This window comes from Solitalea lacus, from assembly GCF_022014595.1.
GTDB classification, from domain to species: Bacteria; Bacteroidota; Bacteroidia; order Sphingobacteriales; family Sphingobacteriaceae; genus Solitalea; species Solitalea lacus.
This window is the reverse complement of the sequence record NZ_CP091740.1, coordinates 4,177,975-4,197,041: the sequence shown is the minus strand read 5'-3', so window position 1 is coordinate 4,197,041 and position 19,067 is coordinate 4,177,975. Positions and strand designations below refer to the sequence as shown.

The following is a 19,067-nucleotide window of genomic DNA, read 5'->3' as shown; positions in this document are numbered from 1 at the left end:
TTTAAAAGACTCTGACGATTATAAATGGAAAGCAATAACAAAACATACTGGAAAGGTTTAGAGGAGTTGAATTCAACTTCCGAGTTTGAAGCTTTACAGAAAAGAGAATTTGCTGAAGACTTACCAATTGAAGAGATCCTGTCAGGCAAGGCAATTGACAGCACTGTTATGCCTCGCCGCGATTTCTTAAAATCACTTGGTTTTGGAGTAGGTGCTGTTGCCCTAGCTGCATGTAACCAAGCGCCTGTTACCAAAGCGGTTCCTTACCTGATCAAGCCTGAAGAAATTACTCCGGGTATTCCTAATTACTATACCGGCATCTCTAAAGATGGTTATGGTATATTGGTGAAGACCCGTGAAGGTCGCCCTATTAAAATTGAGGGTAATACTAACTGTCCAATCGGGCAGGGTGGTGTTGACTCAGCAGGCCACGCTTCAGTAATTGATTTATATGATTCTACTAAATTACATGCTCCAGTACTAAAAGGTAGCGAGTCTAATTGGGAAGATGTAGACGCCTTTGTAAAAGAGCAATTAGCTAAAGTAAACACTAGCGGTAAAAAAATCGTGTTATTGACTGATTCAATTAACAGTCCGTCAACTAACGCTGTTATCGCAGACTTTATTAAAGCATATCCTACTGCAAAACAAGTTACTTATGATGCAGTATCTTATTCTGGAATTATCAATGCTAATAAAAACAGCTTTGAGAAAGCAGTTATTCCTTCTTACAAGTTTGATAATGCCAATTTAATTGTGAGTTTCGGTGCCGATTTCTTAGGTACTTGGATTTCTCCGGTTGAGTTTACCCGTCAGTATGTTTCAAAACGTAATGCGAAACATTTGAAAGAAGCAAAAGCAATGTCACGTCACATTCAGTTTGAAACTGAAATGTCGTTGACTGGTTCAAATGCTGATGTTCGTATTCCGGTTCGTCCTTCGCAATCAGGTTTAGCTCTTATTGGTTTATATAACAATGTTGCAAAACTTGCAGGAGCTCAAACTTTCAGTGTTGAAACTCCTGAATTTGCAGGTAACATCATCGCTAAAACAGCTAAAGAACTTTGGGAAAACAAAGGAAAATCATTAGTTGTAGCAGGTTCAAATGATGTTTCTACTCAAGTATTAGTAAATGCAATTAATGCCTTATTAGGTAACTACGGTTCTACTATTGATTTAGATACCCCTAGTCAACAATTTAAGGGTAATGATGCCGAAGTTGTTGAATTGGTAAATGAAATGAATCGTGGTGAAGTTGGTGCTTTATTCGTTTATGGTGTAAACCCTGTTTACTCATATCCTAAAGCGTCAGACTTTGCAGCTGCCTTGAAAAAGGTTGCCTTAAAAGTTTCTTTCGCAGAGCGTGAAGATGAAACAGCTAAAGGTTTTGATGTAATTGCTCCTGATCATCATTCATTGGAAGCTTGGACCGATGCAGAACCTCGTAAAGGAGTGTTCTTAATTGGTCAGCCAACTATCAACCCAATTTATGATACACGTCCAGCACAGAAAAGCTTGTTAGTATGGGCTAATAATCCTGTTGAATATTTAGACTACGTTAAGAATGTTTGGAGTACCATCATCTTCCCTCAGGTAGGTGCAGGGATTTTCCAAGATCAGTGGGATACCTTATTGCGTACTGGTTTTGTTAAAACAGCTGGTGCTGTAGCACAACCTTATACATTTGCTAAAGACTTATCAACTGTAGTTTCTACCATTACTAATAACAGTAAAGCTGCTTCAGGTAAAGTAGAGTTAACAGTATTCAAACATACCAATGTTGGCGACGGTCGCGGTGCAAATAATCCATTATTGCAAGAATGTCCAGATCCAGTGTCAAAAGTTACTTGGGACAACTACGTAGCTCTTTCAGAGAAGTTTGCCAAAGAACAAGGTATTGAAGAGTTTGATGTTGTTAAAGTAGAAACTAATGGTTATTCGATTGAATTGCCAGTTATCTTACAACCAGGTCAGGCTTATGGTACTGCTTCAATTGCATTAGGTTATGGTCGTACTGATGCTGGTAAAGCTGGTAACGAAGTAGGTAAAAATGCATTCCCATTCGTAAGCATCGTTAATGGTAGCTTGCAAAACTTTAATTCGGTTTCAATTACCAAAACTGGTGATTCTTACGAATTAGCTAGAACTCAAACTCACCATTCTTTCGAAGGTCGCGATATTATCAGAGAAACTACGATCTCTGCGTACGCTAAAGACCCTGCGTCAGGAAGTCATGGTCACCATGATTTAGCTGAAATCTCTGAGCAGAATGAAAAAGGTGAAGCTAAACGTGATAAATATGGTAACCTTAAGTTGTTGAACCTTTGGGAAGACAAAGAAAAAAGAGGTCACCACTGGGGTATGGCAATCGACTTGAACGCTTGTACAGGTTGTGGTTCTTGTATCATCAGCTGTAATATCGAGAATAACGTTGCTGTAGTAGGTCGTGATGAGGTTCGTCGTCGTCGTGAAATGCACTGGTTACGTATCGATCGTTACTATTCGAAAGTTGAAGAGGGTACTGAAGGTTACATGGGTAAAGACAGTAAAGAAGAAGCTGTTGAAGTTGTTCACCAACCAATGCTTTGTCAGCACTGTGATCATGCACCTTGTGAAACTGTTTGTCCGGTATTGGCAACTATGCACTCTTCAGAAGGTTTGAACCAAATGGCTTACAACCGTTGTTTCGGTACTCGTTACTGTGCTAACAACTGTCCATACAAAGTTCGTCGTTTCAACTGGTTCAACTACACTGATAACGATAAGTTTGACTACTACATGAACAACCCAATGGGTAAATTAGTATTGAACCCGGATGTTGTAGTTCGTTCACGTGGTGTGATGGAGAAATGTTCGATGTGTGTTCAACGTATTCAGGCTGGTAAACTACAAGCGAAAATGGAAAACCGTCCGTTGAAAGATGGTGATATCAAAACTGCTTGTCAGCAATCATGTCCTTCAAATGCAATTGTATTCGGTGATATTAATGATCCTGAAAGCGAAGTGTCGAAATTGCTTCATAACGAGCGTACATATTATGTGTTAGAGTCAATTGGTGTTCAGCCAGGTATTGGATACATGACACAAGTTCGTAACAAAGAGAAAGCAGTAGCAGAGCACGGACATGGTGGTCATGGTCACGAGGCTAAAGAAGAGAGTCATTCATAATTAAGTTTCTAAACTCAAGATATTATGCACGAGTCAATTATTAGAAAACCTTTGGTAACCGGTACGCCTGATATGCATACTGTTACCGAAGATATTTGCCGCCCGGTTGAGAGTACTCCAAGCAAGGCGTGGTGGATAGGATTCTCCCTTGCATTTGCAGGGTTTATCCTTTGGTTGGTAAGTTTTGGTTACACTGCCTGGGTTGGACTAGGCGCATGGGGATTAAACAAAACAGTAGGATGGGCATGGGACATCACCAACTTCGTTTGGTGGGTAGGTATCGGTCACGCCGGAACGCTTATTTCGGCAGTATTGTTACTATTCCGTCAAAGCTGGCGTAACTCAATTAACCGTTCTGCTGAGGCGATGACGATCTTTGCCGTAATTTGTGCAGCTACGTACATTTTGGCGCACATGGGTCGTCCTTGGTTAGCTTACTGGGCTTTCCCATTACCGAACCAGTTTGGTTCTTTGTGGGTAAACTTTAACTCTCCACTAATTTGGGACGTATTTGCGATCTCGACCTATTTCTCGGTATCATGTTTATTCTGGTATGTAGGTTTATTACCTGACATTGCCACTGTACGTGACCGCGCTACCGGTGTCCGCAAGCAAGTTTACTCTGTATTAAGCTTCGGATGGACTTCATCTGCACGCAGCTGGATCCGTTTCGAATCAATTTCGTTGATCCTTTCTGGTATTTCAACTCCTCTGGTACTTTCGGTACACACCATCGTATCCTTCGACTTTGCAACTTCTGTAATTCCGGGATGGCACACCACCATTTTCCCTCCTTACTTCGTTGCGGGAGCGATTTTCTCTGGTTTCGCAATGGTGCAAACCTTATTGTTGGTAGCACGTGTTGTATTGAAACTTGAAAACTATATCACCCTTTATCACATCGAATTGATGAACATCATCATTTTGGTAACTGGTTCGATTGTAGGTGTTGCTTACTTGACTGAGTTGTTCATTGCTTGGTATTCAGGTGTTGAGTATGAACAATATGCATTCTTAAACCGTGTTTCTGGTCCTTATTGGTGGGCATACTGGTTAATGATGACTTGTAACGTAATTTCTCCTCAGTTAATGTGGTTCAAAAAATTGCGTACCAGTTTGGTATTTACCTTCATCATTTCAATTGTTGTAAACATCGGTATGTGGTTCGAGCGTTTCGTAATTATCGTGACCTCACTACACCGTGATTACCTGCCTTCTTCTTGGGCAATGTTTACTCCTACAATTGTTGACGTAGGATTGTACGTTGGTTCAATCGGTTTATTCTTCACCCTGTTCTTATTGTTTATCCGCTTCCTGCCTTCAGTGGCAATGGCTGAGGTAAAATTATTATTGAAGCATTCAAGTGAAGAAGCTAAGAATAAAGCTAAAAAGCATGCACATCCAACTCACCAACCTGTAGAAGGTAATGTGGTTATTGCTACTACAGCGACAATTAAGAAAGGAGAGTCAAATGAAGAATAAGAAATTTGCCATCGGTTTATATGATGATGAGGATGTTCTGAAAGCAGGCATCACTTCTATACAAAATAAAGGACAAGAGATATTTGATGTTTATACTCCATATCCAGTTCACGGATTAGAGAATGTATTTTTTGTTCCGCGTTCTCGACTGCCAATTGCAGCTTTCTGTTTTGGTTGTTTGGGACTATCATTGGCTTTCTTAATGATTTGGTACATGATTACCTACGATTGGCCAATGGATATCGGTGGTAAACCAAACTTCCCAATTGTGAGTTTCATTCCGATTTGTTTCGAGTGGACCGTATTGTTCGCTTCATTCGGTATGGGCTTCACATTCTTTATGGCTAACCGCTTAATTCCGTTCTCTACACCAAGAATTATGGATGAGCGTGCAACTGACGACCGTTTCGTTGTAGCCATTGAAGTTACTGATAATAATGAGTCGAGTGTAGCTGATCTAATCAGACAATCAGGTGCAGTAGAGGTTAAATACAAAACTTTTTAATTGCCAATGAGTATGTTAGAAAATAAATTTAAAGGCGTTTTATTAATGGGTTTAGCCACTGCAGTTGTATTTACATCTTGTTCGAAGGTTAAACGCGATCCGGGATTGGAATATTCACCTCAGATGTATCGTTCTGTTCCTTACAATCCTGATCAACCTAATTCAGTTTTTGCTGATGGAAAATCGGCTCAAACTCCGGTTGCTGGTACTGTTCCAACCAATTATGAAGTATTTCATTATCCGCAAACTCCGGAAGGGTATGAGGCTGCCGGTGCAGAATTAAAAAGTCCGCTTGCTCAAACAAAAGAGAACTTTGAGGAAGGTAAGAGATTGTTTACCAACATGTGTTCGCATTGTCATGGTAAAACCGGTATGGCTGACGGAAACGTTGTAGCTAAAGCTGGATTCCCAGCTCCTCCTGCTTACAATTCCGCACAGCTTAAGGATTTACCTGAAGGCAAAATGTTCTTCTCAATTACATACGGTAAAGGTGCTATGGGTGCTCATGCCTCACAGTTATCAAAAGAAGAGCGTTGGAAAATCATTCAATATGTTCAATACCTTCAGAAACAATAATTTTTGGACTTTAAATTAAAATTCAATGCAACTAGATATTTCAAAACAATTTGAGTTTTCAGGTAAAGCCAAAACATATAGCATTATTGCCATTATTATTGGTGTGTTGTGTATTGCTTTGGGTTTTGTGACAAACCCTGAGCGTACTTGGGCTAACCTTTTAGTATGTGCATACTACATGACTTGTTTGAGCTTTTCAGGGGTGATGTTTATCGCTATTAAGTATGTAACGAATGCTGGTTGGGCAACGAGCATTTTACGTGTTCCAAGTGCATTTACAACCGTTATTCCTGTTGCCGGCGTGATTTTGTTCGCCGTAATCTGGGGTGGTTTATATACACATAATCTTTACCATCATTGGCATGCTGATGGAATTACTGATCCAAATAGCCCTCATTATGATGCGCTAATTGCAGGTAAATCAGCCTGGTTAAATATGAAATTCTTTGTTACTCGTATTGCTCTTTATGTAAGCATTTGGGGTTTCTTTGCTTATATGTTAAGGAAGTTAACCTTAAAAGAAGACATCGAAGGTGGTATGGATAACTTTAATAAGAGCATTAAATTCAGTGCTATCTTCTGTGTAATTTTTGGTTTTACATTCCCATTATTCGCTTTCGATACCATGATGTCGGTAGAGGCGCACTGGTTCTCAACTATGTTTGGTTGGTGGAACTTAGCTGCTCTTTGGGTAACCGGTCTTTCTGCAATCGCATTAGTTTCAATTATCTTAAAAGAGAACGGATACTTACCGTGGTTTAACACCAGTCAATTACACGATTTAGGTAAATTGATGTTTGGTTTCACCATCTTCTGGACCTACACTTGGGTTGGTCAGTTCCTTTTGATTTGGTACGCTAATATTCCGGAAGAGTTAACATATTTCGTTAACCGTTGGACCCCAGAGTACAAATTCTTGTTCTGGCTTGATATCGTAATCTGTTTCTTGGTGCCATTCTTATTATTAATGACAAGTGATAACAAACGTAATTTCAAAGTAATGAAAATTGCAGCTATTATCATTTTGCTTGGTCACTGGTTAGATTATTACATTATGGTGATGCCAGGAACTTTAGGAGTTCACCGTGGTTTCAGCTACTACGAGTTCGGTACTTTAATTGGATTTGCAGGCCTGTTCGTATTCTTTATGTTAAGAGGATTGAGCAAAGCGCCAATGGCTCCTAAAAATCACCCATATTTAGAAGAGAGTACTCACCACCATATTCCAAATATCTAATCGTTATAAATTGACTATGTCGATACTTAAAAAAATATCATTTTTTGCTTCTGCAGCCGTTGCTACATTGTATACCAATGTGGCAATGGCCCAGGCTGCAACTGCTGATGCAGGTGCCGAGGCTGCAAAAGCTGCTGCACGTACCGAAATGTGGTTAACCGTAGCACTTTACATACTAATATTTATTGCTGCCGGTTTCATTTTGAGCGTTGTTGGTAAAGCCTTAAAAGTTTATGAATTAACAGCTTCCGCTACCGGAAAGAAAAAAGGAATTAACTGGAACTCTATACATGCCACTTTATTCCTTGTTATCGGTTTCTTAGGTTTATACGGTGCATTTTGGGAGATAGTTCATCATGGTAAAATGCTTTTGCCTGAACCAGCTTCTGCCCATGGCGTTAAAACCGATAATTTATTACACGTAACATTCTATATTACTTTTACGGTATTTTTATTAACACACATTGTATTGTTTACTTATGTGTATTTATACAGAGCCCGTAAAAACAGAACTGCTTACTACTATCCTCACAACGACAACTTAGAGAAAGTTTGGACCTTGGTTCCGGCTATCGTACTGAGTATTTTGGTGTTCTTTGGATGGAAAACGTGGACTGGCATTATGTATCCTTCGAATTTGAAAGACGCCATTAAAGTTGAAGCAGTAGCAGAGCAATTTAAATGGACTGTTCGTTATGCAGGTAAAGATAATGAGTTAGGTCCTCGTAACTACCGTTTAATTGGCGGAGATAACGTGTTGGGTGTTAAGTTTGATGACCAAAAATCTCATGATGACTTTTTCCCTCAAGAAATTGTATTGCCAGTAAATAAAACAGTTCAATTCCAATTTGGAGCTAAGGATGTGATTCACTCTGCATATATGCCTCACTTCCGTGTTCAAATGAACTGTGTACCAGGTATGAATACTTACTTTACTTTTACTCCAACCATCACTACCAATGAGATGCGTTCGAAAGTAAATGACCCTAATTTTGATTACTTGTTGTACTGTAACAAAATTTGTGGAGCGTCACACTTCAATATGAAGTTTGTGATTAAAGTAGTAAGTGATAAAGAATACAGAGCATGGTTAAAAACTCAAACACCTTTCTGGGTGAAAAAGAATGAGAAACCAGCTCCAGCTGCACCAGCAGAAACACCTGCAGCTCCTGCTGATTCATCAAAAACTGATACAGCAGCTGCAAGCAAAACATTGGCAATTAATATTAAGTAATTAGAGCGAATAATAATATAATCATGGCTTCTCAAGTTATTTCTCCTGAGGCAGTTCATCATCACGATGTTCATGGCCACGATGCTCACGGGCATCACCATGAAACATTTTGGTCTAAATATGTTTTTAGTATGGACCATAAGATGATTGCCAAACAATTCCTTATCACCGGTATCATTATGGGTGTTATTGGAATGATATTTTCAATCATCTTCCGTATTCAATTGGCATGGCCAGATAAAGAATTTCCATTATTTGAAGTTATTTTAGGTAAATGGGGTGAAGGTGGTCGCCTAAATCCATCATTTTACCTGTCGTTGGTAACCATTCACGGTACCATCATGGTATTCTTTGTATTAACGGCCGGCTTAAGCGGTACTTTCTCTAACCTGCTAATTCCTTATCAGGTAGGTGCCCGTGATATGGCCTCTCCGTTTATGAACATGCTTTCATACTGGTTCTTCTTCATGGCCAGTGTTGTTATGGTGTCATCGTTCTTCGTAGAAACCGGTCCTGCAGGTCCAGGATGGACGATTTATCCTCCATTATCGGCATTACCGAAAGCTATGCCTGGTTCAGGTACAGGTATGACTTTGTGGTTAATCTCAATGGCAATGTTCGTTGCTTCATCATTGATGGGTGGGATTAACTATATCAGTACCATATTGAATATGCGTACTAAAGGTATGTCAATGACTCGCATGCCGTTAACTATTTGGGCATTCTTGTTAACTGCAGTATTAGGTTTATTATCTTTCCCTGTATTATTCGCTGCTGTTATTTTGTTGATTTTTGACCGTAGCTTTGGTACCAGTTTCTACCTTTCAGATATTTATATCGGTGGTGAGGCGTTGCCAAATACCGGAGGTAGCCCAATTTTGTTCCAGCACTTGTTCTGGTTCTTGGGTCACCCTGAGGTTTATATCATCATCATGCCTGCATTGGGTCTTACTTCTGAAATTATTGCAACTAATGCGCGTAAACCAATTTTCGGTTACCGTGCAATGATTGGTTCATTATTAGGTATCTCGTTCCTTTCATTTATCGTATGGGGTCACCACATGTTCGTAACGGGTATGAATCCTTTCTTAGGATCGGTGTTCATGTTCACTACCTTGATCATTGCGGTACCATCTGCAGTAAAGACTTTTAACTACCTGGCAACCTTGTGGAAAGGTAACATCCGTTTCACTCCAGCTATGTTGTTCGCTATTGGTTTGGTATCATTCTTTATCTCTGGTGGTGTTACCGGTTTGTGGTTAGGTAACCCTTCAATGGATATCAACTTACATGATACTTATTTCGTAGTTGCCCACTTCCATATTGTAATGGGTTGTTCTGCGATCTTTGGTATGCTTGCAGGTGTTTACCACTGGTATCCTAAATTGTTTGGTAAGATGATGGATGCCAAATTAGGTTATTTACACTTCTGGTTAACCTTTATTTCGGCTTACCTGGTATTCTTCCCAATGCACTTTATGGGCTTAGATGGCGTTCCTCGTCGTTATTATACCTTTACTGAGTTTGAAATGTTTACTAAGTGGTTATCATTGAACAAATTCATTACAATTGCAGCTATCTTAGGTGCTATTGCTCAAGTATTGTTCTTATACAACTTCTTTGTAAATATTTTCAAAGGTAAACGTGCTCCTCAAAATCCTTGGGAATCAAATACGCTAGAGTGGACTACTCCTGTTGAGCACTTCCACGGCAACTGGCCAGGTGAAATTCCTGCAGTTTACCGTTGGCCATATGATTACAGTAAACCAGGTGCTGAAAAAGATTTCATCCCTCAAACTGTGTCATTATCAGAAACAATTAGCTCTAATACTCCGCATGATTTTGGTTATCATGGTGATGAATCACAATTTGTGCACGAGTTTTATCAGCCGAAAATTTTAACAGTCTCACAAGAGCAAAAAGCTTCTGAGACTAACTAATAATGAAAATTTAGGTAGTGGCCAAGTTTGAGTCGCTACCTAAACTTTTATCCAAACAATGCAGAATCGTTCCGAAAGAAAGTTCTTATCCGTTTGTTTAGTAACACTTATCCTTACTTATCTGGTTATTATTGCTGGTGGAGTGGTAAGAAGTACGGGTTCAGGTATGGGGTGTCCCGATTGGCCTAAATGTTTTGGTCATTTCGTTCCGCCAACTACAGTTGATGAATTAACCTTTTCAGAAGGTAAATTCTTTAAAAAAGGGTACATCGTAATTTGGAACGAGGCACTGTATAAAGCAAAGCAAGATTTTACAACCGGAAAAGAGTTTAATCCCAGCGATTGGGAGAAATACACTAAGCATGATTATGCAAAATTTAATGTGTATCATACCTGGACCGAGTATGTAAATCGACTTACTGGCGTTCTTTTAGGTTTGGGAGCTATTGTTACCGTTTTCTTTGCCCGTACCTTTTTAAGAGGTAATAAACGCAGCGTTTTTTGGTGGAGTCTGTTTAACCTTTTTTTAATTGGTTTTCAGGGTTGGCTGGGTGCAAAAGTGGTTGAAAGTAACCTTAAAACATACATGGTTACTATACATATGTTTGTTGCAATGGTGATTTTGGCTTTATACATATTTATCTATGAGGAAGCCAGAGCTCGCAAATTTGCCTCTGATGATTTCATTGGAGTAAACCTCAAGCGTGTGAAGTGGTTAATCGGGGTGCTTCTAGCATTAACAATAGTTCAAATGTTAATAGGAACTCAGGTTCGTGAGACTATTGATGAGATTGCAGCTGTGTTAAACTATGCTGGAAGAGAGCAATGGGTAAACCGTGTAGGTTTTTTGTTTTACTCACATCGGGAGTTAGCTATTCTTGTTGTGGTAATAACAGGTCTTCTGTTTTATCAAATAAGAAAGAATACTGATAATGCGGTTGCAAAGTTGATCAAATACAATCTGTTTTTAGTTTTTGCACAGATTTTAACGGGTGTTGTTTTGGCTTGGATGGCTTTACCGCCAGCTTTTCAAACAATGCATCTTGTTTTTGGTTCTTTGATGTTTGGAGTGCAGTTTTGGGCTGTTTTATGTTTGTTAAGAATTAAGGCAACAGCAAGTGTTGCCACTAAAGTATAGAAACGTGTTGTTAGAAAAATCAGTTAAAGCCGATATTTCAACCGTAATTGCAGCCAAATATGCTGATTATGCAGCTTTGGTGAAAATGCGTTTGAGCTCTCTTGTCGTGTTTACGGCTGCTATTTCTTATCTCTATGCCGATAAGGGTGTTGAGGTAATGGATTGGTCGAAGTTTATTTCATTAATTGTTGGGGGATTTTTAGTTACAGGTTCAGCAAATGGATTTAATCAGTTGTTGGAGCGTAATCTTGATAAGTTTATGCGTCGTACGCACGATCGTCCTCTTCCATCAGGCCGTATGTCGGTTGGAGAGGCGCTTATTGCCAGTTTATTAATGGGCATTGGAGGCGTATTGATTTTAGGCTATCATGTAAATTACCTTACAGCGTTCTTTGGCTTATTTTCATTATTGTCGTATGCATTTATTTATACGCCATTAAAGCAAGTGTCTCGCCTGGCTGTTTTCGTTGGTGCGATTCCAGGAGCAATGCCACCTTTATTAGGCTATGTAGCAAGTGCTAACCATTTTGGCATGGAGCCAGGTTTGTTATTCGCCGTTCAGTTTATATGGCAGTTTACCCACTTTTGGGCCATTGCCTGGTTGTTGAATGAGGATTATAACAAAGCAGGATTCTATTTATTGCCTTCGCTTTCAGGAACGACTAAAGCTAGTGCTTATTGGATTATGGCTTCATCCATTATTCAAATTCCGGTGAGTGTGTTATTGTACAGTTATAATTTTGTTGGACAGATTTACCTTGTAGCAGCTATTATTATGGGTGTATGGGCCTTAGTGCCGGCATATAGACTGGTAAAGAATTGTGATACGCCGTCTGCAAAGAAAGTGATGCTTACAGGTTTTCTGTATATCATGGTAATACAAGTAATGATGTTAGTAGATAAGATTTAGTATGCAAACTAGTGTGATGAATACGGAAGAAACTAAACTTAATGTAAGACCAATCAAGTTCGTATTGTGGTTGATTATTGTAGCCAGTATAATGCTGTTTGCTGCATTTACATCAGGTTTTATTGTGCGTAAAGCTGAAGGAAACTGGACAGAATATAATTTACCTAGTTTGTTCATTCTTTCAACTGTAATTATTGTTGCCAGCAGTGGAACAATGCAATGGGCTTACTTATCAGGTAAAAAGTTAAATTTTGAAAAACAAAAATTGGCTTTATGGTTAACAATCGCCTTAGGAGTGGCCTTTTTGGTTTGTCAGTGGCTATCTTGGCAGCAAATGATTGCTAATAAAGTATACTTTGTTGGAAATCCTTCAGGGTCGTTCTTATACGTTATTTCAGGGATGCACGGAGCACACATACTTGTAGGTATAGCCGTTTTAGCGGCTCCTTTGATTGGTGTGTATCGTAATATTGCCCAAGTTAAGAATATGCTTAGATTAGAACTTGCTTCTATCTTCTGGCATTTTCTGGATATTTTATGGATTTATTTATACGTTTTTTTACTTTTGAACCACTAAAATTTAATCGATGAGTACTGTTGCAAAATTAGAAGAAGTTAAAGCGGGACCATGGAGTGGCGGAAAATCTCCTTTCTCTGTGGAATATGGCAAGCTGATGATGTGGTTTTTCCTCTTGTCAGACGTGTTTACTTTTTCTGCATTATTGATTTTTTATGGCGCAATGCGCTTCAAAAGCCATAGCTGGCCTGATCCTGATGTAGTTTTTAAATCAGTACCAGGTGTTCATGCTGACTATCCGCTAGTATTTGTGGGTATCATGACCTTCATCCTTATCTTTAGTTCTGTAACCATGGTATTGGCTGTTGAAGCCGGTCATCGCAACTCTAAAAGTGAGGTAACTAAATGGCTGTTCTTAACGGTATTAGGAGGTTTGACTTTCTTAGGCTGTCAGGCTTGGGAGTGGAGTCACCTTATTCACGAAGGAATGACCTTACACCACAATCCATTTATGAATGCTGATGGAAGTACCGGAGCAGTACAATTTGGTCAGTTGTTCTTTGTAATTACTGGATTTCACGGATTTCACGTATTTACTGGTGTGATAATCAACATTATCATCTTAGTGAATGTGCTAGTTGGAACTTACGAGCGTCGCGGACACTATTTAATGGTTGAAAAGGTTGGTTTATACTGGCACTTTGTAGACTTAGTTTGGGTATTCGTATTTACCTTGTTTTATCTTGTTTAATTTGTTAACTCTGAATTCTATATAAAATGTCGGCACACGAATCTACTGTAGCTCACGAACATCATGATGAGCATGAATCAATGTCAAAAGCATTGATCTGGAAAGTGTTTTTCATCTTATTGAGTGTAACCATTATAGAGTTTATCATTGCTTTATACTGCATTCCTCACGGTTTGATTTCTCAAGAAATCGGGAACTTTCTTTATATCGCTTTAACGATTGTAAAAGCTGCTTACATTGTGGCTTATTTCATGCACCTTAAATTCGAAAAAATCGGGTTAATCATTAGCGTAGTATTACCAATGGTGTTCCTGATTTATTTTGTAACCCTGATGATTATTGAGGGGAATTATTTATTGCCCATATTGAAATAAATATGACAACTCGGATAAGTCTTTTAAAAAAAGCCGCTATCCTGTTTTTTGTCTTTCTTTTGCCGGTTATAACTTATTTTTTGTTAAAGTCGGGTCAGAATATGTACAAGCCACTTCCGGTCTTCGGACCTAAAGAAGTGGCTTCTACATTTCATTTAAAGAAAGGGCGTAAAATACAGGATACGATATACCATACTGTACAATTTTTTCCTTTGTCTGATACTGGAAAAATCATCATGGCCAATTTTCTTGTAACCGATGACAGTTTTGGTAATAAGGCCATGAACGAGCAAACCTGGCGGCTGGTACAGTATTTTAAGAAAAACCCTAAAGTGTTGTTTGTAACTTTTGCCGGTAATCAACAATGGCTGGCTGATAGTAACAAGAACGATAACTGGAAAGTGGTTTATGCTCCAATTGACTCTTTGGCAACAATTGCCAATCAGCAATATCTTTTAACTGAAGTAAAGAAGGATACTGTTTTGCAAAAGTACACTGCGACTCGTAGATATGTAATGCTCGACAGACGGCATCGTATCAGAGGGATGTACAAAATGGAAAATCGATTCAATATTGACACCTTAATGGATGAGGTTAAAGTGTTAACTGTTGAATTGATTAGAGATGAAGACGATATACTTCTTAAGTAGATTTTATTGTTCTAATCCCTAGCTTCTTTACTCTATTATCTGTTTTAATTATGTCTGAAAAAATACTATTTCGAATTGTTGCCGGAGTTTCGGTTTTTGTATTTGTGGTGGTAGTATTATTGAACCGAAAGGTCCTTCCCGCTCCTATGGTTGATCCTTCATCAATTCTTATTCTACCTAAATTAAATGCTTTCATTAACGGAACGTGTAGTGTGCTTTTAATGCTATCGCTGTATTTCATTAAACAGAAGAGAATAGCTGTGCATAAGAGGTTAAATTTAACCGCATTCTTCCTGTCAAGTTTGTTTCTGGTGTCTTATATTGCTTATCACTGGTTGGCGCCGCAGGAAGCAAAATTTGGGGATTTAAATGGGGATGGATTGCTTGATGCTTCTGAAATTGCACAAGTTGGTTCTATGCGAGCAATTTATCTGGTAATATTAATTTCGCACATTATCTTGGCAGCGTTGGTATTACCAATGGTGTTGTTATCTTTTTATTGGGGACTGAAAATGGAAGTTGCCAAACATCGTAAAATTACGCGCTGGAGCTACCCAATTTGGTTGTATGTTACAGTTACAGGTGTGGTTGTTTACCTTATGATTTCTCCGTATTATATAAAATAGACCGTTTTAAGTAGATAATTCCTTATTTTTGAAGTTGATATAAGTTTGTTATGATGAAGAAGTTAATCCTTGCGTTGATGTTATCGGGAGTTCTTTTTGTGGTAATGCCTTTTTCAGCAAACGCACAATGCCCGATGTGTAAATCATCTGTAGAGTCATCAATAAACGAGGGTGGTAATAAAGGTCGTGGACTGAATAATGGCATTCTGTATTTGTTAGCTGCACCATATGTTGCTGTTGCAGGTGTTGGCCTTATGTGGTATCGTAATTATCGTAGAAAGAATATTAACATCAATATTCCTGATCAGAAATTAAATCTTAACTAACAGAAGAATCCGGGAACGGATTCTTCTGTTTATATTCTCTGCAAAATCCTGTCTGTGTAGTGCTGTTGATTTTTGTGATTGGATAAGGATTTGCAAAACCAATCAATAAAATGGCGATTTCTAAATTTCAAGCTATAGTAGAACAAAAGTGCCCGCGTTGTAGGCAGGGTAAAATATTCTCACATTCAACGTATAATTTACTCGAGTATCAAAAAATGCATCAAAACTGCCCGGTTTGTGGGTTACGTTTCGAAATTGAGCCTGGCTTTTTTTGGGGTGGAATGTATGTAAGTTATGCATTAAACGTTGCACAAAGTGTAACGCTTGGGGTGGCAACATACGTTTTGTTAAATGATCCGTCTCCTTGGGTCTACTTGAGCATTATTATCGGCGCTATTATTTTCTTTATGCCGTTTAATTTTAGGTATGGCCGGGTGTTAATGCTGCACTTTTTCTCTCCGGTACGCTTTGACGAATCTTATTCTAAATAAAGTATGCTTAAGCAAACTACCTTTGATTTTTTAAAAGAGCTAGCCGATAATAATAATCGTGAATGGTTTATGGCCAATAAAAGGCGATACGAGGAGGCCAAATCGAATGTTGAGGATTTTGTTGATGCCGTATTGCTTAAAATGGCTGAAATAGATCCTGCAGTTACAGGGATCAGAGCAAAGCAATGCATAATGAGGATTTATCGCGATGTTCGTTTCAGTAAGGATAAATCACCTTATAAAAAGAATTTCGGTATTGTAGTAAGTACATTCGGAAAAGGTGTAAATGGACCCTGTTATTATTTGCATATTGAACCAATGCAATGTTTTGCTGCAGGTGGCTATTGGATGCCTGAGGCTGAACATGTAAAAGCAATTAGACAAGAAATTGATTATAACGCCAATGACTTTAAATCGATTTTAAAAGAAGAAGCTTTTCAGAAGTTTTTTAAAGGATTGGATGAAGAAGAGAAATTAAAAACTGCTCCGAAAGGTTATCCTGCAGATCATCCTGAAATTGAGTTACTAAAATTGAAAAGCTATACTGTTTCTTCCCAATTAAATGAAAAGGAACTTCTAAGTCCTTCAGGTCTTGAAGCTGTAGTAAATGTTTGGGCAGCTGCATATCCGCTGAATCAATTTCTAACTAATGCTATTTCGAGCTAAAATATCTGTTTAAAAGATACGTTATTTGAGCAGCGGCAGACCAGTGGTTTGTCGCTGTTTTTTTGCATCGAATAGGTGTATCAGTTTAAAGGTTTAATTATTTTAGTCGGCAAATTTTATAGTATGAAAAGAACATTTATCGTTCCGGTAATGATGGTTAGTTCAGTTATCGGACTAACATCATGTGTTGCATTAAGTAAAAAAGATTACAGAAAGCTGATTGCTGAACGTGATTCTCTTCAAAATACATTAGCTGATTGTGGTTCAAAAGGAGATAGTTTGCAAGCTTTGAATCATAAGCTGAAAGGTGATACTTCAAATTTAGGTGATCAATTACGTTTAGCTCAGGAGCAAAATGAACTGCTTTTTAAAGATTATACCGCATTACGAAATAACAGTTCAGGCGAAATAAAGAAGCTTTCAGCTGATTTAGCTGCCCGTGAACGTAATTTAAGAGAAGTTGAGGCTATTTTGAAGAGCAGAGATGAGGCTACCAATGCCTTGCAAAAGAAATTGTCAAAAGCCTTATTAGGTTTTTCTGAGAGTGGGTTAACAGTTTCTGTAAAAGATGGAAAGGTATTTGTTTCCTTAACAGATAAATTGCTTTTTGATACAGGAAGTATAATTATCGACACTAAAGGTAAAGAAGCGCTTGATGAGCTAGCAAAAGTGCTAAAAACTCAGCCTGATATTAATATCCTGGTTGAGGGGCATACAGATAACGCTAAAGTTCGAAACCTAGGGCAAATAAAAGATAACTGGGACTTAAGTGTACTTCGTGCTACTTCAGTTGTTCGCTATTTAACTGAAGTACAAAAACTAGAGCCCATAAAACTTGAAGCGGCAGGAAGAGGGGAGTTTATTCCTGTCACAATGGAAAATACTACTGAAGCAAAAAGTAAAAATCGTCGAATAGAAATCATTCTTTCGCCAAAGTTGGATGAGATTTATAAATTACTGCAAGTCAAAAATTAATCCAGATGAAACGTTTTTATTTTTCCTTACTGTTTTTAATTTCATTCTCAGCATTTGCTCAGTCAAAGGAAGATAAATTGGATAAAGTTTTGAAGGGCTTATATGCTTCGATTTCAGGCCCTGCAGCACAACAGAGGGATACTGCTTTGATTAAATCTTTTTTTGTGCCTGAAGCCAGGTTAATACCTGTTTTTGTCAATAAAGAGAATAAGACTGCCAGGAGGACTTTGTCAGTGGCCCAGTACTTAGAAGGACTGGGCAAGTTAACTAAAGACCAAGGCTTTTTCGAAAAGGAAGTTTCGAGAAAAACAGACATCTTCGGAAATATGGCACAGGTATTTTCAACGTATGAATCTTTCCATAAGCTAGATGAAGAGAAGCCTTTTCAAAGAGGTATTAATAGCTTGCAGTTGATGTTTGACGGTCAGCAATGGAAGATATTAAATATAACATGGAATGCAGAAACGCCCGAAAATCCTATTCCCGGGCGTTATCTTAACAATTAAATATTTTTAGTCTAAAACGGACTGGTAAAGTCTTTTAATTGGGGAAGGATCTGATCTTTTTCAGAAACAAGTATATCGGAGCTTCCCCAGTTAATATTTAAATCTGGGTCATTCCAAATAATACCACCTTCAGATTGCTTGTTGTAAAAGTTGGTGCATTTATAGCTAAAAATGGTGTCCTCTTCCAATGTTACAAAGCCATGTGCAAATCCTTCAGGTATCCAAAATTGCAACTGATTTTCGCCACTGAGTTCAATGCTGAAAGACTGACCAAAGGTGGATGAATCTTTACGAATGTCCACTGCAACATCCAACACCCTTCCTTGAATAACTCTTACTAATTTTCCTTGGGCGAAAGGAGGGGCTTGAAAATGCAAACCTCTTAATGCGCCTTTTTGCGATTTCGACTGATTGTCTTGCACAAACTCAGCAGTAATTCCGGCTTCAATAAAACTGTTTTTGTTATAGCTCTCGTAAAAGTAGCCACGATTATCGTTGAAAATTCGAGGTTCGATAATTAAAAGGCCCTCAATAGGCGTAGTTGTAATTTTCATTTAAGTTGTTAGAGAAGCAGATTATTTTAAAAGCTGCTCAGTATAGTTGAGATTTAGTTTTCTTCTAAAATTTCCATTATTGAACGGAACGATACTATTTTGTTGCCGTATTTTTCAGTCACGTCTGCTCTTAATGCAGGGGCAAACTCTTTTTCATAACGGAAATAGTCGTTCATATCATCACAAAAATATTGGAAAGTGAATACAGTGCCTTCTTGCTCCGGATCAACAGGGGCAATTAACTGAGCAATTTTATATGACTTGAATATCCCCGTTTTCATTACATCGGGAACGTGTTTGTCCTTCATCCAAATTAAAAACTCTTCAACGAAATCAGGATCAATATTAATAGTAACGTTATACTGTACCATTGTGTTAAATTTTGTTACAAAGGTTGCAAAAAACAACGGAAGAACCGAATAGAATAATAGTTCTGAGTTT

At 38.3% G+C, this 19,067-nt stretch carries 21 protein-coding genes; 19 read left to right on the top strand and 2 right to left on the bottom strand.

Translation table 11 applies throughout. From position 1 onward, the window contains the following. Positions 1-24 precede the first annotated feature (24 nt). The 19 genes from L2B55_RS18045 (at position 25) to L2B55_RS17955 (ending at position 18,072) form a co-directional block, all read left to right on the top strand. Positions 25-3,168: a TAT-variant-translocated molybdopterin oxidoreductase gene (locus L2B55_RS18045; RefSeq protein WP_237847720.1), complete on the top strand. Its 3,144-nt coding sequence runs from the start codon at positions 25-27 to the stop codon at positions 3,166-3,168. Between the two features lie 24 nt (positions 3,169-3,192). Next, positions 3,193-4,650, top strand: a complete 1,458-nt coding sequence (gene nrfD / locus L2B55_RS18040; protein WP_237847718.1) for an NrfD/PsrC family molybdoenzyme membrane anchor subunit — start codon at positions 3,193-3,195, stop codon at positions 4,648-4,650. Beyond that, on the top strand, positions 4,640-5,155 hold the full coding sequence (locus tag L2B55_RS18035; RefSeq protein WP_237847716.1) for a DUF3341 domain-containing protein: 516 nt from the start codon (positions 4,640-4,642) through the stop codon (positions 5,153-5,155). Before nrfD ends, L2B55_RS18035 begins: the two co-directional genes overlap by 11 nt. Before the next feature lie 6 nt (positions 5,156-5,161). Then, a complete protein-coding gene (locus L2B55_RS18030; protein WP_338092189.1) occupies positions 5,162-5,731 on the top strand; it encodes a c-type cytochrome in 570 nt (189 codons plus the stop codon). Between the two features lie 25 nt (positions 5,732-5,756). Further along, positions 5,757-6,968, top strand: a complete 1,212-nt coding sequence (locus L2B55_RS18025; protein WP_237847714.1) for a quinol:cytochrome C oxidoreductase — start codon at positions 5,757-5,759, stop codon at positions 6,966-6,968. Between the two features lie 16 nt (positions 6,969-6,984). Further along, positions 6,985-8,202 carry a cytochrome c oxidase subunit II gene (locus tag L2B55_RS18020; RefSeq protein ID WP_237847712.1) on the top strand — a complete coding sequence of 406 codons (1,218 nt, stop codon included), beginning with the start codon at positions 6,985-6,987 and terminating at the stop codon, positions 8,200-8,202. A 23-nt stretch (positions 8,203-8,225) separates the two neighbouring features. Further along, positions 8,226-10,142 (top strand): cytochrome c oxidase subunit I, encoded by a 1,917-nt coding sequence (locus L2B55_RS18015; protein WP_237847710.1) that lies wholly within the window; start codon positions 8,226-8,228, stop codon positions 10,140-10,142. Between the two features lie 58 nt (positions 10,143-10,200). Continuing rightward, the gene (locus tag L2B55_RS18010) at positions 10,201-11,280 is read left to right on the top strand and encodes a COX15/CtaA family protein (protein ID WP_237847708.1); all 1,080 of its coding nucleotides are present in this window, start codon (positions 10,201-10,203) and stop codon (positions 11,278-11,280) included. 4 nt (positions 11,281-11,284) lie between these two features. Next, positions 11,285-12,190: a heme o synthase gene (gene cyoE / locus L2B55_RS18005; protein ID WP_237847706.1), complete on the top strand. Its 906-nt coding sequence runs from the start codon at positions 11,285-11,287 to the stop codon at positions 12,188-12,190. A 1-nt stretch (position 12,191) separates the two neighbouring features. Next, entirely contained in the window at positions 12,192-12,767 is a 576-nt protein-coding gene (locus tag L2B55_RS18000; RefSeq protein WP_237847704.1) for a cytochrome c oxidase subunit 3, read from the top strand. Between the two features lie 10 nt (positions 12,768-12,777). Continuing rightward, positions 12,778-13,458, top strand: a complete 681-nt coding sequence (locus L2B55_RS17995; RefSeq protein WP_237847702.1) for a cytochrome c oxidase subunit 3 — start codon at positions 12,778-12,780, stop codon at positions 13,456-13,458. 26 nt (positions 13,459-13,484) lie between these two features. After that, positions 13,485-13,832 (top strand): cytochrome C oxidase subunit IV family protein, encoded by a 348-nt coding sequence (locus tag L2B55_RS17990; RefSeq protein WP_237847699.1) that lies wholly within the window; start codon positions 13,485-13,487, stop codon positions 13,830-13,832. Between the two features lie 2 nt (positions 13,833-13,834). Then, positions 13,835-14,482 (top strand): hypothetical protein, encoded by a 648-nt coding sequence (locus L2B55_RS17985; protein ID WP_237847697.1) that lies wholly within the window; start codon positions 13,835-13,837, stop codon positions 14,480-14,482. A gap of 50 nt (positions 14,483-14,532) precedes the next feature. Continuing rightward, positions 14,533-15,108, top strand: a complete 576-nt coding sequence (locus L2B55_RS17980) for a DUF420 domain-containing protein (protein ID WP_237847695.1) — start codon at positions 14,533-14,535, stop codon at positions 15,106-15,108. 50 nt (positions 15,109-15,158) lie between these two features. Continuing rightward, positions 15,159-15,434 carry a hypothetical protein gene (locus L2B55_RS17975; protein WP_237847693.1) on the top strand — a complete coding sequence of 92 codons (276 nt, stop codon included), beginning with the start codon at positions 15,159-15,161 and terminating at the stop codon, positions 15,432-15,434. A gap of 215 nt (positions 15,435-15,649) precedes the next feature. Next, positions 15,650-15,925, top strand: a complete 276-nt coding sequence (locus tag L2B55_RS17970) for a DUF983 domain-containing protein (RefSeq protein ID WP_338092188.1) — start codon at positions 15,650-15,652, stop codon at positions 15,923-15,925. A 3-nt stretch (positions 15,926-15,928) separates the two neighbouring features. Beyond that, positions 15,929-16,591 carry a DUF2461 domain-containing protein gene (locus L2B55_RS17965; protein ID WP_237847690.1) on the top strand — a complete coding sequence of 221 codons (663 nt, stop codon included), beginning with the start codon at positions 15,929-15,931 and terminating at the stop codon, positions 16,589-16,591. Between the two features lie 123 nt (positions 16,592-16,714). Beyond that, positions 16,715-17,566 (top strand): OmpA/MotB family protein, encoded by an 852-nt coding sequence (locus tag L2B55_RS17960; RefSeq protein WP_237847688.1) that lies wholly within the window; start codon positions 16,715-16,717, stop codon positions 17,564-17,566. Between the two features lie 5 nt (positions 17,567-17,571). Further along, positions 17,572-18,072, top strand: coding sequence for a nuclear transport factor 2 family protein (locus tag L2B55_RS17955; RefSeq protein WP_237847687.1), 501 nt, complete (start codon positions 17,572-17,574; stop codon positions 18,070-18,072). An 11-nt stretch (positions 18,073-18,083) separates the two neighbouring features. Here L2B55_RS17955 and rfbC read toward each other — a convergent pair whose 3' ends face one another. Next, complete coding sequence (gene rfbC / locus L2B55_RS17950; RefSeq protein ID WP_237847685.1) at positions 18,084-18,626, bottom strand: dTDP-4-dehydrorhamnose 3,5-epimerase; 543 nt, start codon at positions 18,624-18,626, stop codon at positions 18,084-18,086. A gap of 53 nt (positions 18,627-18,679) precedes the next feature. Further along, positions 18,680-18,997: a DUF4286 family protein gene (locus L2B55_RS17945; RefSeq protein ID WP_237847683.1), complete on the bottom strand. Its 318-nt coding sequence runs from the start codon at positions 18,995-18,997 to the stop codon at positions 18,680-18,682. Positions 18,998-19,067 lie beyond the last annotated feature (70 nt).

Excerpts from the sequence above, each read along its gene's own strand:
- L2B55_RS18010 (WP_237847708.1), top strand. The coding sequence starts at position 10,201 with ATGCAGAATCGTTCCGAAAGAAAGTTCTTATCCGTTTGTTTAGTAACA.
- L2B55_RS17980 (WP_237847695.1), top strand. The coding sequence starts at position 14,533 with ATGTCTGAAAAAATACTATTTCGAATTGTTGCCGGAGTTTCGGTTTTT.
- L2B55_RS17970 (WP_338092188.1), top strand. The coding sequence starts at position 15,650 with ATGCATCAAAACTGCCCGGTTTGTGGGTTACGTTTCGAAATTGAGCCT.
- L2B55_RS17960 (WP_237847688.1), top strand. The coding sequence starts at position 16,715 with ATGAAAAGAACATTTATCGTTCCGGTAATGATGGTTAGTTCAGTTATC.
- L2B55_RS18025 (WP_237847714.1), top strand. The coding sequence starts at position 5,757 with ATGCAACTAGATATTTCAAAACAATTTGAGTTTTCAGGTAAAGCCAAA.
- L2B55_RS17965 (WP_237847690.1), top strand. The coding sequence starts at position 15,929 with ATGCTTAAGCAAACTACCTTTGATTTTTTAAAAGAGCTAGCCGATAAT.
- rfbC (WP_237847685.1), bottom strand. The coding sequence starts at position 18,626 with ATGAAAATTACAACTACGCCTATTGAGGGCCTTTTAATTATCGAACCT.
- L2B55_RS18045 (WP_237847720.1), top strand. The coding sequence starts at position 25 with ATGGAAAGCAATAACAAAACATACTGGAAAGGTTTAGAGGAGTTGAAT.
- L2B55_RS17985 (WP_237847697.1), top strand. The coding sequence starts at position 13,835 with ATGACAACTCGGATAAGTCTTTTAAAAAAAGCCGCTATCCTGTTTTTT.
- L2B55_RS18030 (WP_338092189.1), top strand. The coding sequence starts at position 5,162 with ATGAGTATGTTAGAAAATAAATTTAAAGGCGTTTTATTAATGGGTTTA.
- L2B55_RS18000 (WP_237847704.1), top strand. The coding sequence starts at position 12,192 with ATGCAAACTAGTGTGATGAATACGGAAGAAACTAAACTTAATGTAAGA.
- L2B55_RS17990 (WP_237847699.1), top strand. The coding sequence starts at position 13,485 with ATGTCGGCACACGAATCTACTGTAGCTCACGAACATCATGATGAGCAT.
- L2B55_RS17945 (WP_237847683.1), bottom strand. The coding sequence starts at position 18,997 with ATGGTACAGTATAACGTTACTATTAATATTGATCCTGATTTCGTTGAA.
- L2B55_RS17995 (WP_237847702.1), top strand. The coding sequence starts at position 12,778 with ATGAGTACTGTTGCAAAATTAGAAGAAGTTAAAGCGGGACCATGGAGT.
- nrfD (WP_237847718.1), top strand. The coding sequence starts at position 3,193 with ATGCACGAGTCAATTATTAGAAAACCTTTGGTAACCGGTACGCCTGAT.
- L2B55_RS18015 (WP_237847710.1), top strand. The coding sequence starts at position 8,226 with ATGGCTTCTCAAGTTATTTCTCCTGAGGCAGTTCATCATCACGATGTT.
- L2B55_RS17975 (WP_237847693.1), top strand. The coding sequence starts at position 15,159 with ATGATGAAGAAGTTAATCCTTGCGTTGATGTTATCGGGAGTTCTTTTT.
- L2B55_RS17955 (WP_237847687.1), top strand. The coding sequence starts at position 17,572 with ATGAAACGTTTTTATTTTTCCTTACTGTTTTTAATTTCATTCTCAGCA.
- L2B55_RS18020 (WP_237847712.1), top strand. The coding sequence starts at position 6,985 with ATGTCGATACTTAAAAAAATATCATTTTTTGCTTCTGCAGCCGTTGCT.
- L2B55_RS18035 (WP_237847716.1), top strand. The coding sequence starts at position 4,640 with ATGAAGAATAAGAAATTTGCCATCGGTTTATATGATGATGAGGATGTT.